We start from the raw sequence: 16,787 nt of genomic DNA, 5'->3' as shown, positions 1-16,787 counted from the left end.
ATCACAACGCCGTGGCCTCCGTCGCGTCTCCAGGTCATGAGGTGGTCCCCCCTCCGCTCCGCACGCGCGGATCGATCGCGGTGTACAGCATGTCTGCCACGATGTTGGCGATGACGATCGCCACGGTGATCAGCAGGAAGGCACCGCCCATCAGCGCGTAGTCACGGCTGGTGATGCTGTTGATCAGCAGCAGCCCCAGTCCCGGATAGTTGAAGATCCGCTCGATGAAGATCGCACCGCCGAAGAGCATGCCCAGCGAGAGCGCGAGGATGGTGAACAGCGGCAGGATCGCGTTGCGGGCCACGTAGCGGAAGATGATCCCACGCTTGAGGCCGCGCAGTTCGGCGGCGAGGATGAAGTCGTCGCCGAGCACCGTGACCACGCTCGACTTCATCGCCAGGATCCAGCCTCCGTAGCTGGCCAGCGCGTAGGTCACGATCGGCAGCGCGGCGTGCTGGATCAACGAGCCGATGTAGCCGGCGTTGAAGCCGGGGTCGAACAGGATGTCCGCCGTGCCGCCGGAGGGGAAGATCGGCAGCAGGGTCGTGAAGATCGCGGCTATCAGCAGCGCGAGGACGTACTGCGGCAGGCCGTGCAGGAGCGAGCCAGAGAGGGCCAGGACGTCGCCGAGCTTGCCCGACCGCTTCATCGCCGCGTAGACGCCGACGGTGATGCCGACCACGAAGCTCAGCAGGGTGCCGACCAGGACCGGGACGATCGTCCACGCGACCGCCGAGGCGAGCAGCGTCGTGACCTGCACGCCGGGTGTGCTCAGCGACTGCCCCAGGTTGAGGTGGAACAGTCCCCTCATGTAGTCGATGTACTGCTCCCACAGGGTTCCGCGCGGCATGAAGCCGTACAGCGCGGCCGTGGCCCGCTGGGCCTGCTCCGGCGACATGCCCTTCTCGACCAGGCTCTCGTAGCGGGCGAGCAGGGGGTCGCCGGGGATGTGCCTGATGATCACGAAACTGATCGTGGTGACCACCAGGATCATGACGAATCCACGGACCAGGTGGCCCGCCAGCCGCCGTACGACGTTGTTCACCCCGGGAAGACGCCGGGCTCCGATGGCCGTCATGCCTGCTTCCTCTTGATCAGTCCGAGCTGGAGCCAGACGCCGGAGGTGAGCCGCAGCGCGTCGCTGTTGTTCGGCGGGAAGCCGGTGAAGCGGGTGGTGTTGACGAACTGGGTGTTGACGTAGTCCCACATCTGGATCACCGGCAGGTCCTGGTTCGCGGCCTCGGCGAGAATCCCGATGATCTTCTTCTGCTCCGGCTCGGGGGCCGAGTTCAGTTTGACCGCCAGCTCGCCGGGGTCGACCTTGCCGACGCCCTTGACCTCGATGGTCTCCGGTCCGCCCATCCAGTTGCCCTCCTTGCCCGGCGCCACGTGCTTGAGCCTGCCGCCGAAGAGCTGCCAGCCGTTCGACGCGCCGTACAGGCGCTGGAAGATGTTGTACGGCGAGGGCCCGAGCGCGACCAGCCAGAATCCGATGTCGTACTTACCCGCGGCGATCTCCTGCAGGTAGAGCGGATAGTCGGCGGTGGTGACGACCTGGGCGTCGATCCCGGCGTCGTTGAGCTGGCTGGTGACGGCCTTCGCCCCGGCGACCCAGTCGGAGAACGACGCGGGCACGTTGATGGTCAGCTTCCAGGGGGTGCCGTCCGGCATCGTCCACTTGCCGTCGATCTTCCTCATGCCCGCGGCCTCGAGCTCCTTCGCGGCCTGGGCGGGGTCGACCTTGTAGGGGTTGAGCGCGGCGAACTTGTCGCCGAGCCAGGCTTCGGCGGCCTTCTGGTGCATGCCGGAGGTGGTCAGCGCGGCGACGCCGCCCTCCGGCGAGGCGACCTTCGTGACCTGCTTGCGGTCGATCAGGTAGGCCAGCGCCCGGCGGACGTGCACGTTGTCGTAGGGCTTCTTGGACTGGTTGAACGCCAGCGCGTTGCCGACCGGCGAGTATCCCTGGACGACGCCGTTGCCCGAGGTCTGGACGATGCGCTCCATGACGTCGGCGGGGAGCGCGGTGAACGGCGCGTTGTCCAGCTGCCCGGAGATCAGGTAGTTCCAGATCTGCTCGTTGCCGGTGTAGTTGAGGATCTTCACCTTGTCGGGGGCGACCTTGGCGGCGTTGTAGAAGTACGGGTTCTTGACCAGCAGCGCCTCGCCGGGGTTCATCCGCGCCAGCGTGAACGGCCCGGCGGAGACGTCCTTGGGCGGGGCGAAGGCGATGACCTTGTCGGCCAGGCTGGTGATCTCGGCACGCGCCGCGTCGGCCCCGGGGGCGGCGCTCTGCGCGAGCTTCAGCTTGGCCCAGAAGTCGGCGGGCAGCGCTCCGGCCCAGACGTGCTCCGGGACGATGAAGGTCTCCATCACGCCCTGGACGAAGGAGTTGCTCGGGTTCTTCGCCGACTGGGTGATCTTGATCGTATGGTCGTCCACGATCTTGATGTCGGAGGCCGTGCCGGCCGCCGAGGGGTCGAGCGCGTAGGCGGTGCCGCCCTGGGTGTAGGCCAGGCCGATGGAGAACTTCACGTCCTCGGCGGTGATCGGCCGGCCGTCGGACCACTTGCCGTTCGGACGGAGCTTGATGGTGATCGAGGACTGGTGGGGAGCGATCTTCCAGCTCTCCGCGACACCCGGGTAGAACTGGTTCGAGTCGGTCAGATTGTTCTTGGTCCACCCGAGCCACTGGGCGTTGTAGCCCAGGAACGCGTTGCCCTTGGGGTTGTACGGGTTGATCGGCGCGTTCGCGTCGAGGCCCGGCTTGAGAGCGTCGATCGTCGTGTAGAGACCGTTTCTATCCGCGGTTGAGCCGCCTCCTCCGCCGCCACACGCGGTGGCGGAGGTGAGGGCGAGCAACACCGCTACCACTGCTAGTCGCTTCATCAACTACTCCGGGGAGTCTTACGAGGTCAGGACGTCGGGGTTGTCCGGACACTACGTTCACTCGGCGGCCTGAGTCAATAAATTCCAAAGTCGGCGATTCTTATGAAACTTTCCTTCATATGCCGTCCGCCGACGCGCGGCCTCACGGAACTCCCGCCCTGCAAGGGGATCGGGGCCACGGTGCGGACGGCGGTGCCCGTCCCCATTCCGTCCGTCGGCCAATATCCGCATTCTCTAATTTTTACGTTCCGGCCCCCGGATCGCGGCACGTGGACACGGAACGGGCAGCGTCCAGGCCCCCCGGACCCGGCGCTCGCTCGAACCGGGGCGGCGCGGCGGCGTACCGGGCGCGGGACGAGAGGTCGTGCGGGCGGTTCGGCGACGGATCTATGCGGGCTTCGAGCTGTTGACCGCACCGAGTGTGTCCAGGTCCAGGATGGCGTTCGACGCGCGTTCGAGGATGCCGAGACTGATCGCGTCGGGCTGGAACTTCGGCTGGATCGCGCTGCGTCCGATGGAGAGCAGCCACCCGAAGTAGGACCAGAGCATCTGCCGGCGGTAGGCGAGCCAGGCGGCCTCGAAGTCCGGCGCCGCGCCTCCGGCCGCGCCGAGCCGTTCCAGGTAGAAGGCCAGCAGGTCTCGCTCCCAGGCACGCCGGTCCTCCACGGCCAGCCCGGTCGCGATGATGTACGACACGTCGTAGGCCCAGCTGCCGCGCATGACGACCTGCCAGTCGCCGAATCCCAGCCGGCCGGATCGGGTCTTGTAGACGTTGCCGATGTGCGAGTCGCCGTGCAGGAGGGTCAGGGGCCCCTGGCCCGCCAACTCCAGCGATCGCCAGAGCGCTCGATAGAGGTCCTCGTAGAGGGGGAGGACGGCGTCGGGAATCACGGCCTTGGCGCGCTGAACGCCGACCATGCCGCGCTTCTCCAGCCCGGCGAACTTGGCAAGATTGCCGATGAAGGTCTCCGGCGTCTTCCGCAGGAACGAATGGTGATCCAACTCGACGTCGTTCCAGTAGCGTCCGTGCCAGACCGCCATGTCGGCGAGCAGACCCTTCATCTCCTCCAGGGAGATCGGGGTCTGCGGGGTGCAGAAGGTCGCGCCCCTAGTGGCGACGATGTCCTCCATCAGCGCGATCGAGCGCCCCGACGCCGGATCGACCGCCCCGTGATATCCGTGAGGCGCCTCGATCTCCAAGCGGGGCCGGAGGTGCGTGTAGAACCCCGGCTCACCCGTGAGCACGTCGGCCATCCCCAGTAGGAGGCGCTGGGTCCAGCTCCGGCTCGTCTTGGCGAAGAGCGCCGTGGGCAGGCCCGCGTCGCGACCGGCGTCGTTGTAGGTGACCGTGGCCCGCCAGCGGCTCGACGTGCCGTTGCTCACGTCTTCCAGCCCGTAGGACTCCACCGCCGCGCCGACGTGCTCACCGCACAGGACAGCGGTCAGCCATTCGCGGGTGACCTCCCGCGTCCGCACCGGCACGTCCGTCAGGCGGGTCGCCCGCCGGCGGGTGAGCTGTTCCCGGAGAGCGTGGCCGCCGTACCGCAGGATTCCCTTGGCCACCACCAGCCCTGGACTGTCAGTACGTGCACCGGTGTCCAATGGCCGATCTCCTTGGTCATAGGCCGCGGATCTAGCAATGGATCTTGCTTCATGCGGAGTATGCCTGATTAGGGAGCTATCAACCACCCCGAGTTTCGGAATCAGTGGCGGCCGACCGAGATGGTCAACCGTCTACAGGGGCCCTTTCCCCGAACCATCCATGACCGCCTGGAAACTGACATCCTGCATGGATGCGACAGGTGACCGTTCTCGGCAGTTGTGGTGCGTTTCCCGAGCCGGGCCGTGCCTGCAGCGGATTCGCGGTGGACTGGGACGGATATCGCCTGCTGCTCGATCTGGGCTATGCCACGTTGCCGCGGCTGCTCGCGCACTGGCCGGACGGCGCGGTGGACGCCGTCGTCGTCACCCACGAGCACCCCGACCACTGCATCGACCTGCACGGACTGTTTCGGATGCGGTTTTACGGCGACCCCGGTGGGCCGCGGCTGCCGTTGTACTGCCCGCCGGGCGTGCTCGACCGGCTCAGCGGCCTGGAGCCCGATGCCGACCTCCACGCGGTCTTCGACGTACATCCGCTGCCCGGCAGCCACCGGGTGGGGCCGTTCGCCCTCACCGGTCTGTCGCTGCCGCACCATGTGCCCAACGCCGGCATCCGGGTAGAGGCCGACGGGGTCGCCCTGGCCTACACCGGCGACACCGGCCCGTCCCCCGCGCTCGCCGAGCTCGGCCGCGATGCCGATCTGTTCATCGTCGAGGCCACCGATCGCGACGGCGAGACCGACCGCCCCACCCGTAATCTGCTGGCCTCCACGGAGGCCGGCCACTGGGCCCGCCGCGCAGGCGCCCATCGGCTGATGCTCACCCACTTCTGGCCGGGCAACGACCGGGCCGCCTCCGTGGCCGCCGCACGGAAGGAGTTCGGCGGTGAGGTGCTGGCGGCCGAGGAAGGACTTACCGTCACGCTCGGACGGAACTAACCTTTCCGCAGTTCGAGGGTCTCGGCCGCGGTCGCCAGCGCGGCCAGGTGCTCGTCGACCGTGCGCAGTCCCGCCTTCATGGTGTTGACGGCGAGGTGAGTGGCACCGGCCTCCCGCCACCGGCGGGCCAGGTCGTCCAGCTCCTCCGCGCTGCCCGTCCAGCTGGCCCGGCCTTCCATGCCGAGCACGGAAGGGTCGCGTCCCGCCTGCACGGCGGCCTCCTCGACCATCGCCTTGGCCTCATCCAGCTTCGGGCCCGGAGGCATCTGCGGGAACCAGCCGTCGGCCAGCCGTCCGGCACGGCGGTACGCCACGGGCGACTGCGCACCGAACCAGACGGGGATCGGCCGCTGCACGGGCAGGGGCGCCAGCCCCGCTCCGGTCACCCGGTCATAGGTGCCGTCGAAGGTGATCGACTGCTCGGTCCACAACCGGCGCATCAACTCGATCTGTTCCTCGACGCGCTTGCCCCGGGTGGTGAAGTCCTGGCCGAGGGCTTCGTACTCGACCGCGTTCCATCCCAGCCCCACGCCCAGCCGCAACCGGCCTTCACTGAGCAGGTCGACCTCCGCCGCCTGCTTGGCCACCAGGACCGTCTGCCGCTGAGGCAGGATGATGATCGCGGTGACAAGCTCCAGCGAGGTCAACGCGGCAAGGTATCCGAAGAGGACCATCGGTTCGTGGAACGTGTCCTGCACGTCGTAGACACCCTGCCAGTCCTGGTGGACCGCCGGATCGGCGCCGAGAATGTGGTCGTAGGCCATCAGGTGCCGGAAGCCGAGCTCCTCCACCCCTTGCGCGTAGGCACGCACCGCGCCCACGTCCCCGCCGATCTCGGTCTGGGGAAAGACAACACCGATCTGCATTCATGGCTCCCGTCAACGGTCAGACGAACTCATCGATCATCATTCCGTACATGACACCGCTCAACCGCACCCGACGCCCTGACCGCCGGTTTGGGGAGAAAGATCTACATCTGGAACGCCGCGGGGTGGCTTCCGTCTCACGTGAGGCGATTCGGAGTGAGGTGCGCCGGCGTGGCCGGCCGACGGCCGGATCCGTTCGGACCGCCACCCGGCCGCGGCGCTGAAGCGTGTTCACCGCGATGTCGACCGGTGGCGCGGGGTGTCAGCGCCGGCTGAGCCAGACCCGGGCGGCGATGTTGCGGGCGGCGATTCCGAGCCGTGTCCTGGGGATGAGCAGCGCTACGGCCCGGCCGATGTTGCGCTGCTTCGGGCCGACCAGGGTGCGGTGCTCGGTCTCATAACGGCGGAACGCCCCCGCGGGGTCGGCCGTTTGCGTGGCGAGGGCCTTGGCGAGGGTGTGGGCACCGGCCATGGCGAGGCTGGAGCCGTCGCCGAACAGCGACACGCACGACGCCGCGTCGCCGAGCAGCGCGACGCGGCCCTGCGCCCAGGTCGGCAGACGCACCTGGCTGACCGAGTCGAAGTACAGGTCCTCGGTTCTCTGGAGCCGCTCGAGCAGTTGCGGCACTCGCCAGCCGGCGCCCGCGTAGGCCTTGGTGACGATCCGCCGGTGCTGCTCGGTGTCGCGGTGGTCGAAGTCGGTGATCGCCGGGCCGCGGAAGATGAAGGCGGCCAGGGCCCGGCCCCGTGACGGGTGGATGGAGACCAGTCTGCCGGGAGTGTTGTACATGAGCACGTCGTGCGGGTGGTCGACCGGGCCGTCGAGGGGCATGGTCGCGACGTAGACGCCCATGTGCCGCACGAAGCCGGGCTCCGGGCCGAACGCCAGCCGCCGCACCGTGGAGTGGAGCCCGTCGGCGCCGACCACCAGGTCGAAGCGGCGAGGCGCTGAGCGGTCGAACGTGACGTCGACGCCGTGCTCGTCCTGCCGCATCGTGACGATCGTGTCGTCGAACAGGAACTCGGCGTCGTCGCGGGCGGCCCGGTAGAGGACGGCGGCCAGGTCACCGCGCGGGAGCTCGACCTCCCGGTTGCCGGCGGCGCTGCTGGTGGCGGGCATGGCCATGCGGGCGACCTGCCGTCCGGCGGCGTTGACGACGCTCATCGTGGTCGCCTGGGTGGCGACGTCGCGCAGGCCGGGCATGATGCCCATTTCCTCGGCCACGGGCAGGGCAGGGCCGCGCACGTCGACGGGGCTGCCGCTGGAGCGCAGGCCCCGCGATCGCTCCACGACGGTGGGGTGGAACCCGTGATGGGCCAACCAGTAGGACAGGGTCAGGCCGGCGATGCCGCCGCCGGAGATCAGCACGCTTCGAGGGGACATGCCCCACACCATAATCGCACTCGATGCCACTTTGCAATGAGTGCCAATTAGCATCGGATTCCCGTCTGCGTCGAGTGCCGTATGCTGGGCCGCGTGTCTCTTCGCGATCGCAAGCGGGCCCGCACCCGCCAGACCCTCGTCGACGCCGCGACAGAGCTGTTCGAGCGCAACGGCTACGACGAGACGACCATCGCCGACATCGCCGCCGCGGCCGACATCGGCACGCGCACCTTCTTCGGCTACTTCGCCAGCAAGGAGGAGCTGCTGTTCCCGGAGAGCGACGCGCGGGTGCAGGCGGCGATCGAGGCCATCACGTCACGCGGCCCGGACGACGGACCGGCCGAGGTGCTGCTGCGCGCGCTGCACAAGGTCGGCGACGACAACGACGACCTGGCGGGCCGGCTCGCCGCGCTGCGGCTGCGGTTGATACGGACCGTGCCGGTGGTACGCGGGCGTTCTCTGCAGATCCAGCTCGACGCGCAGCGCGAGATCGCCGGACATCTGGCCGCGGCGTTCCCCGAGCGGCTCGACGAGGTGAGCGCGGCGGCGCTGACCGGGGCGTTCGTCGGCGCGGTCACGGGCGCGCTACAGGTGCTGCTCGACGACCCCGAGCGGCTCGGAGACCCCGCCGCGGTGCAGGCGGCCGTCCGCCGGGCGACCGACGTCGCGCTCACCCCATGGCTGCGGGCGTCGGCTCACGCGGCCGAGCCTCGCCCTCCGCACGGTACGGCCTGAGCCGTCCACGAGTGACAGCGTCCGCCGGGCCTCATCGGTGGTCTGCCGCTGGGGCGGTGTAGCGCCAGAACCGGGGCACCACGATGCTGGGCCTTCACCCAAGGGCAAGGTCCACACCTCACCGTGAATCAAGCCGTGAACGACACAGGTCGTCACCGCCGAGCACGTCAATGTACGGTGTGTCGCCCAGAGATCGAACCGGCGCGCTCCCGGTGGGTTCCGCCGCATCGGGCGCCGGTCCGGCGAGCGGACCGTGGAGACCGGTCATGGACGCACCGACGGCGGCCGCGAACCGCGACCGCCGTCTGTTCGGAGTTCCCGTGCCCCGGGAGGACGGCCGGGCCGTCACCGTTCCCCCGAAGAACTCCCGCCCCGGTTGTGGCGAGGCTCTCAGAAGCCCTGGGCCAGGCGGTAGTAGGCCTGGTTCCAGCGGATCTCCTTGGTGAACTCCCGGATCTTGGTATCCGCGTCGATGACAAGGAGTTCGACGCCGACCATGTCGGCGAGGTCGGCGAGCTCCTCCACGCCGACGGCGGAGGAGAGCACCGTGTGATGCGGGCCTCCGGCCGTCAGCCACGCCTCCGTGGAGGTGCGCAGGTTGGGCAGCGGCTTCCACACCGCACGGGCCACCGGGAGGTTCGGCAGCGGCTCGGTGGGGGCGACCACCTCGATCTCGTTGGCGACCAGCCGGAAGCGGTCCCCCATGTCGGCCATGCCCACGACCACCGCGGGACCGGGCTCGGCGTCGAAGACGAGCCTGACCGGGTCCTCTCGGCCGCCGATGCCCAGCGCGTGAATCTCGCACGAGGGCACGCCCTCGGCGATGGACGGGCACACCTCGAGCATGTGGGCGCCGAGAATGCGCTCCTGCCCCGGCTCCAGGTTGTAGGTGTAGTCCTCCATGAAGGACGTCCCGCCGCCCAATCCGCCGGCCATCACCTTCAGCGTGCGCAGCAGTACGGAGGTCTTCCAGTCACCCTCGCCGCCGAAGCCGTAGCCGTCGGCCATCAGCCGCTGCACGGCCAGACCGGGAAGCTGCCGCAGCCCGCCGAGGTCCTCGAAGTTCGTGGTGAACGCGCCGAAGCCGCCGGAGACGAGGAAGTGCCGCAGGCCGAGCTCGATCCGCGCGGCGTAGCGCAGCGAGTCGTGCCGGTCCCCGCCGGAGCGCAGTTCCGGGACGACCCGATAGGTGTCCGCGTATTCGCCGACCAGCGTGGTCACCTCGGCCTCGGCGACGTCGTCGACGGCCGCCACCAGGTCGTTGACGCCGTAGGTGTTGACCGACACGCCGAACCGCCGCTGGGCCTCCACCTTGTCGCCCTCGGTGACCGCGACGTCGCGCATGTTGTCGCCGAACCGGGCCAGCCGCAGCGAGCTCAGCTCCGCGCGCCCGGCCGCCGCCCGCGCCCACGCGCCGATCCGCTCCGCCACCGAGGGGTCGCTCACGTGCCCGGCGACGGTCTTGCGAGCCACCCCGAGCCGCGACTGGATGTAGCCGAACTCCCGGTCGCCGTGCGCCGCCTGGTTGAGGTTCATGAAGTCCATGTCGATGGAGCTCCACGGCAGCGTCACGTTGGCCTGCGTGTGCAGGTGCAGCAGAGGGGTCCGCAGCGCGTCGAGCCCGGCGATCCACATCTTCGCCGGCGAGAACGTGTGCATCCACGCGATCACGCCGGCGCACGCGTCCGAGGTGTTCGCGTCGAGGCAGATCCGCCGGATCGACTCGGCGTCGGTGAGCACCGGCTGCCACACCACGCGGATGGGTACGCCGGAGGCGTCGTTCAGGGCGTCGGCGATCTGCCGCGACTGCTCAGCGACCTGGCGCAGAGTGTCATCGCCGTAGAGTGCCTGGCTTCCCGTGAGGAACCAGATCTCGCGCTCTTCGAGGGACTTCACCTGTCGGCTCCTTGCCCATAGACGTTCTGGTAACGGTCGTAAAGCTTGTCGACGTCGGCCGGCGCTATCTTGACGGGTTCGCCGATCTGCCGGGTGATGTGCACGGTCCGTGCCACGTCCTCGCACATCACCGCTGCCTTGACCGCGGCCTTGGCCGAAGCGCCGATGGTGAACACGCCGTGGCTGCGCATCAGCACGGCGGGCGAGCGATGACCCGAGAGGGTCTCGACGATGCCCCTGCCGATGTCGTCGCCGCCGATCAGCGCGAACGGGCCGATCGGGATCTCCCCGCCGAACTCGTCGGCCATCGCCGTCAGCACGCACGGAATGGCCTCGCCGCGTGCCGCCCACGCGGTCGCATAGGTCGAGTGTGTGTGCACCACGCCGTTGACCTGCGGCATGTTCCGGTAGACATAGGCGTGTGCAAAAACGTCGCTCGACGGCTTCAACCCGCCGTCCACGGGTTCGCCGTACAGGTCGCACAGGACCATCGACTCCGGCGTCAGCTCCTCGTACGGCAGGCCGCTCGGCTTGATGAGCATCAGCTCCTCGCCGGGGACTCGCGCGGAAACGTTGCCCGCGGTCCACACGACCAGCTCGGAGGCGACCAGCTGCCGGTGGTGCTCCGCGAGTTCCTCACGGAGCCGGGTAAGGGGTACGGTCATCGTCTCCTCGCTCACTAACCTATCGCTTGCTTGTGATTGCGTTAACGGCCATGACATGGGTCGATCCGGCGCGGAAAGATCCCATGGAGGCAAGCCCCTTTCCTTCAGGGACAAGCGCCTTTCTGCTGAGGAACGACTACGTGAGCGGACTCCGGGGTCCTCTCGGACAACGATCTCCGATCCGGCGGTCCGGGGGTCGCGCACACTGGGGCCTCTGAGTGTTTGCGATAACAGGGTTAGGTGTCAAGCCCAGACCCCGCTCTCCCAGGGAACCGCATTTTTCCTGTTAAAAAGGAGGGGCTACTTGACCCCGTCCAGTGATAGCGCTAACACTCACCGCGTCAACCCCGCTCCTGTTATGTGGACACCCTCCTCCGAGGAAACCACCGGGGGATCCGCGGGGGATTTTCCCGGGGAACCCCCCGGGAAGCACAGCCCGTCGCCTGCGTCGACCCACCCACGCACGGTGGTCCCGACGGCCGGCGGCACGGATCCGTCCGGCCCGGCAGAGCCGGGAAAACCTCGTGGATCGACAAACAAATCGACAAACAATGAGCCAAGAGCATGATCGATCCGGCCGGGGGCGGCAGGATGCCACGGGCGACAGCGACCAAGATTCATTGGGAAGGACGGCAGATGGCACAGAAGGTGATCCTGGTGGACGACCTCGATAATTCCGAGGGATCCGACGTGATACGCCGGGAATTCCCGTTGCTCGACAGGACCTTCGCCATCGACCTGTCAGACGGCAACCAGCAGAGACTCTGCGACGCACTCGCCTTCGTCGAGAGGATCCTGGAGAGGTCTCGCGAGGTCAAGCAGGCCACCCGCTCCAGGAAGGCCGTCGACACCGCGCCCCGGCTGCGCGGCTACACCAACACCGACGTTCGCGACTGGGCGCGCGAACAGGGGCTGGAGGTCTCCCCTCGCGGAAAGATCACGGACGAGATCGTCGACAAGTTCATCGCCGCCCACCCCGACGCGACGCCGGAGGAGCAGGACGCGCCGGGAACGCCGGGCGCACAGCACGAGGTCTGAGTTCGAGGGCGGCCGTCGGCATGCGGGACAATCAACGCCATGCAGTTCGGCATCCTCGGGCCGTTGGAGGTCCGCTCCCCTGCCGGTGAGACGATCGTCGTGGGCGGGCCCCGGCCGCGCGCCCTTCTGGTGATCCTGCTGCTGAACGCGGGCCGCGTGGTCGGCGTGGATCAGCTGATCGACGGCCAGTACGGCGACGCGCCCCCCGGCGGTGCCGTCAACGCGGTGCAGGCCCAGGTGGCCCGCCTGCGTCGCGCCCTGAGTGCGGAGCTGATCGAGTTTCACGGGACCGGATACCGGCTCGCGATCGATCCCGACGACGTCGACGTCCACCGGTTCGAGCGGCTCGCCCGCGAAGGGCGGCGGCTGGTCTCCGCGGGCCGTCCCGCCGCCGCCGCGGGGCTGCTGCGGGAGGCGCTCGATCTGTGGCGGGGGTCCGCCCTGGCCGATCTGCCTTTCCGGCAGGCCCAGGTGGCCTGGCTGGAGGAGCTCCGGCTGACGGCGACGGAAGATCTCGTCGAGGCGGAACTCGCCCTTCCCGAGGGCTGTTCGGTGGCCGAGCTGCAGCGGCTGGTGGCCGCGCATCCGTTGCGGGAACGGCTCAGCGGCCAGTTGATGCGCGCCCTGCAGGCGACGGGGCGGCAGGCCGAGGCGTCGGCGGTGTTCGAGGAGGTCCGGCGGCGGCTCGCCGAAGAACTCGGCGCCGACCCCTCGCCCGAGCTCGCCGCGGTCCACCTGTCCGTCCTGCGCGCCGAGCGGCCGGCACCGCGACAGCGGCTCGCGGCGCAGCTCACCAGCTTCGTGGGCCGCGAGCGGGAGCTCGAGCGGATCGACGCGCTGCGTGACTCCCGGCTGATCACGATCACCGGGCCCGGCGGCACCGGCAAGACCCGGCTGGCGATCGAGGCGGCCGGGCGTACGCGACGTGAGGTGTGCTTCGTCGATCTCTCCCCGCTCGACGGCGGCGACCAGGTGCCCCAGGCGGTGCTCGGCGCGCTCGGGCTGCGCGAGATCTCGTTGCAGTCGTTGCAGTCACCACCCGACCTCGCGCAACGCCTGGTGTCGGCGCTCGCCGAGCAGGAACTGCTGCTCATCCTCGACAACTGCGAGCACGTGATCGTCGCCGCGGCCACGCTGGCCCGCGGCCTGCTGAGCGCGTGTCCGAAGCTGAGCATCCTGGCCACCGGTCGCGAGCCCCTCGGCATCACCGGCGAGACGCTGGTGTCGCTGGCCCCGCTCCCCATCCCGCCGCGGGGCTCGCCGGCGTCCGACGCGCTGGCCTATCCGGCCGTGCGGCTGTTCGCCGACCGGGCGGCGGCCGTACGGCAGGGATTCGAGGTACGGCAGGCCAACGTCGAGGCGGTCACGCGGATCTGCTCGGCACTGGACGGGCTGCCCCTGGCCATCGAGCTGGCGGCGGCGCGGCTGCGGTCGTTCACCGTCGAGGAGATCGCCACGCGCCTGGCCGAGGACGACCGGTTCCGGCTGCTGTCGCGCGGTGACCGTACGGCGGCGGCCCGGCACAGGACCCTGCACGCGGTGGTGGAGTGGAGCTGGGACCTCCTCACGCCGGAGGAGCAGACGCTCGCCAGGCGGTTCGCCGTGTTCGCGGGAAGCGCCTCCTCCGAAGCGGTCGAGGCGGTCTGCGAGGTGGAGGGAGCCGCAGGGCTGCTGGCCGACCTGGTGGACAAGTCGCTGATCGAGATGGACGGCGGCCGATACCGGATGATCAATACGATCATGCTGTTCTGTGCGGAACGGTCGGCCGAGACCGGAGAGCGCGAGCGCCTGGCCGGCGTCCACGCCCGATACTTCCTCGATCTGGCGCAGCGCGCCGATCCCCACCTTCGCCGGTCCGAACAGCTCCGGTGGCTGGCCCGGCTCTCCGCCGAGCACGGCAACCTGATGGCCGCGCTGCGCTGGGCCGTACCGAACGACCGGGAGACGGCGCTGCGGCTGATCGCCGCGCTGGCGGCGTACTGGTGGCTGAGCGGGCGGCGCAGTCAGGCCGGGGAGGCGGCCGCCGAGCTTCTCGGGGCGATCGTCCGGCCCGTCCCGGGGCTGGAGGAGGAGTACGTCGTGTGTGTGGCGCATGCCGTACCACGAGCACTGCCCGAACACTGGGCACGGGCCAAGGCGATCATGCGGTCATTGGACCGGCCGCTTCGGCACCCCTTCACCGCCGCCCTGTGGGGCATGGTCGCCGGACCGTCGGGGCCGATGGGCCCCGAGACGGAGCGGCTGCTCGGCGCCGATCCATGGAACGTGGCTCTGGGAAGGTTGAGCCTGGCCCTGCTGGCGTTGCTCAACGGTGAGCCGGCCATGGCCGAGCGAGAGCTCCGGGAGGTGCTGGCTCGCTTCCGTTCCCTGGGAGAGCGCTGGGGAACGGCGCAGGGGCTCGACTCGCTGGCCATGATCGCGAGCTGGCGCGGGGAGTGGGCACGCGCCCGGGAGCTGTGGGCGGAGGCGCTGGAGCTGCTCGAGGAGCTCGGCGCCCTGGAGGAGAGCGCGGACGTGCTGGGACGCCGGGCCGAGGGGCTGGTGCGTGAGGGCGATCTCGCCGCCGCTGCCGCCGGCTATCGTCTCGCCGGAGAACTCGCCCGTAAGGCGGGCCAACCGGGCACGCCCGCCCCGGTCGATCTGGGGCTGGGGGAGATCGCGCGGCTCGAAGGCGACCCCGCCGGGGCCCGCCCCCGGTTCGAGGCGGCCCTGCGGGCCTCGGAGACCGGGGCCTTCGGCGCCGAGGGGACGCGGGCGCGGGTGCTCACCGCGCTGGCCCGGCTGGCCGAGGCCGAGGGCGAGATGGCCGAGGCCCGGCTGCGTCATCGCGAGGCGCTGGCCACCGCGCGGAGATCACCGCTGACGGCAGACCTCGCCGACGCCGCCGAGGGCCAGGCCGGAGCCGCCCTGATGGCGGGCACGGGCCTGTCATCGGACACGGACCCGCAGCCGGGAATGGGCCTGTCGCCGGACACGGATCCGCGGGCGGGCACGAGCCTGCCGTCGGACACGGATCCGCAGGCAGGTATGAGACTGCCGTCGGACACGGGCCTGCGGGCGGGCACGAGCCTGTCGCCGGACGCGGATCCGCGGGCGGACATGGGCCTGCGGGCTTCGCTGCTGCTCGGTGTGGCGGTGGCACTGCGCGGGACGACCGTCGCCGGTGACCGCGACGTCGCCCGGATCGCCGCGGACGCCCGGGATCTCATCGGCGCGGAGGCGTTCGCGTCGGCGTTCGCCCGGGGAGCCGCGATGCGCCGCGAGGAGGCGCTGACAGTGCTCGGCGGCGAGGGCGCGTGAGTGTCAGCCGGTAGGCGGTGAACTGTCAACGACCCTCGCGAAGCTCGTGGCCATGAAGAACATCACGGTCCTCATCTCCGGCGCGAGCATCGCCGGTCCCGCGCTCGCCTACTGGCTGAACCGTTACGGCCACACCGTCACCGTCGTCGAGAAGGCCCCCGGGCTCCGCGCCGGCGGCCAGGCCGTCGATTTCAAGGGCGTCACCCACCGCACCGTGCTGGATCGCATGGGAATCCTGGAGGAGGTACGCCGGCGCCAGACCGGCGGGACCGACCAGGTCATCGTCGACGCGAACGGCAGGCGGCTGACGGTCATACCGGGTGAGTTCTCCGGCGGGGAGATCGAGATCCTCCGAGGCGACCTCGCCGCCCTGCTGTACGAGAGGACCGCGGAAAGGTGTGAGTACGTCTTCGGCGACTCCATCACCTCGCTGACCGAGACGGCCGGCGGCGTGCACGTCACCTTCGAGCACGGCGCACCGCGCACCTTCGACCTCGTGGTGGGAGCGGACGGCATCCACTCCAACGTGCGGCGGCTGGCCTTCGGCCCCGAGTCGGAGTACGTGCACTTCCTCGGTTACCACTACGCCCTGGCCGACCTCGACCTCGACCTCGACCTCGGCTTCGACAGCGTGATGTACAACGAGCCGGGCAGGCTGGCGTCGTTCGGCGGTCCCAAGGCGCCCGCGTTTTTTGTCTTCGCCTCCGAGCAGCTGGACTACGACCGATACGACGTCGATCAGCAGAAGCGGATCCTGGCCGACGCCTACCGGGGCGCGGGCTGGCTGATCCCCCAGCTCATGGCCGGTGTGCCGGACGCGCGCGGGCTCTATCTCGACTCGCTCAGCCGGGTCAGGATCGACCGCTACGCCAGGGGCCGGGTGGTGCTGCTCGGCGACGCCGCCTACGGCAACACCCTGGGCGGCTTCGGCACCGGGCTGGCCATCGTGGGCGCGTACGTGCTGGCCGGGGAACTGGCGGCGGCCGACGGCGACCATCGGGTGGCGTTCCAGAAGTACGACGAGGCGTTCCGCGGCTATGCCAGGGTGGCCGGGCAGGGCAGCGCCGGCCCCTTCCTCGCCCCGTCGACGCGGGGGCGGATCAGGATGCGCAACTGGATGTTCAAGCGCGGGTTCCTGCTGAGGGCGATGCTGAGGCTGACCGACAGGTTCGCCACGGACATCGAGCTCAAGGACTACACGTCGCTCGTCAGGTCCTTCGACGACGCCGAAACCCGCGACGGGGAGCCTGGAGCGTGCGCCACGGCCCGGCTCTCCGACGAGCGAGCCACGGCGCGAACGGCGAGTCCTCCGCAGCCGAAGACCGTTCCCGTCCCCAACGGCGACTGACCGTCGAGGTGGTTCCCGGGCACACCCCACGAGTCGATCACCGCGCAGTGGGCGGCGTCGGCGGAGTTGCGGAGGGCTTCCCTGCGCCGCCGGTACTCGTCATCGTCGATCTTGCCGTTGGCGAACTTC

12 protein-coding genes are annotated in these 16,787 nt (G+C 69.6%); 5 read left to right on the top strand and 7 right to left on the bottom strand.

The genetic code is table 11. The features are described from left to right. Nucleotides 1-34: 34 nt before the first annotated feature. From DKM19_RS18920 to DKM19_RS18910, 3 genes are all read right to left on the bottom strand, one after another. Nucleotides 35-1,078 carry an ABC transporter permease gene (locus DKM19_RS18920; protein ID WP_110696972.1) on the bottom strand — a complete coding sequence of 348 codons (1,044 nt, stop codon included), beginning with the start codon at nt 1,076-1,078 and terminating at the stop codon, nt 35-37. Continuing rightward, the gene (locus DKM19_RS18915) at nt 1,075-2,886 is read right to left on the bottom strand and encodes an ABC transporter substrate-binding protein (protein ID WP_110696970.1); all 1,812 of its coding nucleotides are present in this window, start codon (nt 2,884-2,886) and stop codon (nt 1,075-1,077) included. The genes DKM19_RS18920 and DKM19_RS18915 overlap by 4 nt, the downstream gene beginning before the upstream one ends. 387 nt (nt 2,887-3,273) lie before the next feature. Next, the gene (locus DKM19_RS18910) at nt 3,274-4,488 is read right to left on the bottom strand and encodes a phosphotransferase (protein WP_162641593.1); all 1,215 of its coding nucleotides are present in this window, start codon (nt 4,486-4,488) and stop codon (nt 3,274-3,276) included. Nucleotides 4,489-4,688: 200 nt separating this feature from the next. On the opposite strand from DKM19_RS18910, the gene DKM19_RS18905 reads away from it, so the two are divergent. Continuing rightward, the gene (locus DKM19_RS18905; protein ID WP_239514321.1) at nt 4,689-5,426 is read left to right on the top strand and encodes an MBL fold metallo-hydrolase; all 738 of its coding nucleotides are present in this window, start codon (nt 4,689-4,691) and stop codon (nt 5,424-5,426) included. On the opposite strand, the gene DKM19_RS18900 is transcribed toward DKM19_RS18905, so the two are convergent. Next, nucleotides 5,423-6,292, bottom strand: a complete 870-nt coding sequence (locus DKM19_RS18900) for an LLM class F420-dependent oxidoreductase (protein ID WP_110696964.1) — start codon at nt 6,290-6,292, stop codon at nt 5,423-5,425. The two genes, DKM19_RS18905 and DKM19_RS18900, sit on opposite strands and share 4 nt — an antisense overlap. Before the next feature lie 262 nt (nt 6,293-6,554). After that, nucleotides 6,555-7,676 carry an FAD-dependent monooxygenase gene (locus DKM19_RS18895; RefSeq protein ID WP_110705799.1) on the bottom strand — a complete coding sequence of 374 codons (1,122 nt, stop codon included), beginning with the start codon at nt 7,674-7,676 and terminating at the stop codon, nt 6,555-6,557. Between the two features lie 93 nt (nt 7,677-7,769). On the opposite strand from DKM19_RS18895, the gene DKM19_RS18890 reads away from it, so the two are divergent. Continuing rightward, a complete protein-coding gene (locus DKM19_RS18890; RefSeq protein WP_239514320.1) occupies nt 7,770-8,411 on the top strand; it encodes a TetR/AcrR family transcriptional regulator in 642 nt (213 codons plus the stop codon). Between the two features lie 390 nt (nt 8,412-8,801). Here DKM19_RS18890 and araA read toward each other — a convergent pair whose 3' ends face one another. Together araA and DKM19_RS18880 are read right to left on the bottom strand one after the other, a co-directional pair. Continuing rightward, entirely contained in the window at nt 8,802-10,307 is a 1,506-nt protein-coding gene (gene araA / locus DKM19_RS18885; RefSeq protein ID WP_110696960.1) for an L-arabinose isomerase, read from the bottom strand. Further along, nucleotides 10,304-10,972 (bottom strand): L-ribulose-5-phosphate 4-epimerase, encoded by a 669-nt coding sequence (locus tag DKM19_RS18880; protein WP_110696958.1) that lies wholly within the window; start codon nt 10,970-10,972, stop codon nt 10,304-10,306. Before DKM19_RS18880 ends, araA begins: the two co-directional genes overlap by 4 nt. Nucleotides 10,973-11,608: 636 nt before the next feature. On the opposite strand from DKM19_RS18880, the gene DKM19_RS18875 reads away from it, so the two are divergent. From DKM19_RS18875 to DKM19_RS18865, 3 genes are read left to right on the top strand one after another with little or no spacing between them, the layout of a single operon-like run. After that, nucleotides 11,609-12,010, top strand: coding sequence for an Lsr2 family protein (locus DKM19_RS18875; protein WP_110705798.1), 402 nt, complete (start codon nt 11,609-11,611; stop codon nt 12,008-12,010). A 39-nt stretch (nt 12,011-12,049) separates the two neighbouring features. Beyond that, complete coding sequence (locus DKM19_RS18870) at nt 12,050-15,310, top strand: BTAD domain-containing putative transcriptional regulator (RefSeq protein ID WP_110696956.1); 3,261 nt, start codon at nt 12,050-12,052, stop codon at nt 15,308-15,310. Between the two features lie 52 nt (nt 15,311-15,362). Next, nucleotides 15,363-16,658, top strand: coding sequence for an FAD-dependent monooxygenase (locus tag DKM19_RS18865; RefSeq protein WP_110696954.1), 1,296 nt, complete (start codon nt 15,363-15,365; stop codon nt 16,656-16,658). Nucleotides 16,659-16,787: the final 129 nt, after the last annotated feature.

This window comes from Streptosporangium sp. 'caverna', from assembly GCF_003203775.1.
In the GTDB taxonomy this organism is placed as follows: domain Bacteria; phylum Actinomycetota; class Actinomycetes; order Streptosporangiales; family Streptosporangiaceae; genus Streptosporangium; species Streptosporangium subroseum.
The sequence above is the reverse complement of the archived record's forward strand: the minus strand, read 5'-3'. Positions and strand labels throughout refer to the sequence as shown.

Bases quoted from the DNA above. Each gene is read 5' to 3' on its own strand.
- DKM19_RS18920 (WP_110696972.1), bottom strand. From the start codon at position 1,078: ATGACGGCCATCGGAGCCCGGCGTCTTCCCGGGGTGAACAACGTCGTA.
- DKM19_RS18915 (WP_110696970.1), bottom strand. From the start codon at position 2,886: ATGAAGCGACTAGCAGTGGTAGCGGTGTTGCTCGCCCTCACCTCCGCC.
- DKM19_RS18900 (WP_110696964.1), bottom strand. From the start codon at position 6,292: ATGCAGATCGGTGTTGTCTTTCCCCAGACCGAGATCGGCGGGGACGTG.
- DKM19_RS18895 (WP_110705799.1), bottom strand. From the start codon at position 7,676: ATGTCCCCTCGAAGCGTGCTGATCTCCGGCGGCGGCATCGCCGGCCTG.
- DKM19_RS18880 (WP_110696958.1), bottom strand. From the start codon at position 10,972: ATGACCGTACCCCTTACCCGGCTCCGTGAGGAACTCGCGGAGCACCAC.
- DKM19_RS18875 (WP_110705798.1), top strand. From the start codon at position 11,609: ATGGCACAGAAGGTGATCCTGGTGGACGACCTCGATAATTCCGAGGGA.
- DKM19_RS18870 (WP_110696956.1), top strand. From the start codon at position 12,050: ATGCAGTTCGGCATCCTCGGGCCGTTGGAGGTCCGCTCCCCTGCCGGT.
- DKM19_RS18865 (WP_110696954.1), top strand. From the start codon at position 15,363: ATGAAGAACATCACGGTCCTCATCTCCGGCGCGAGCATCGCCGGTCCC.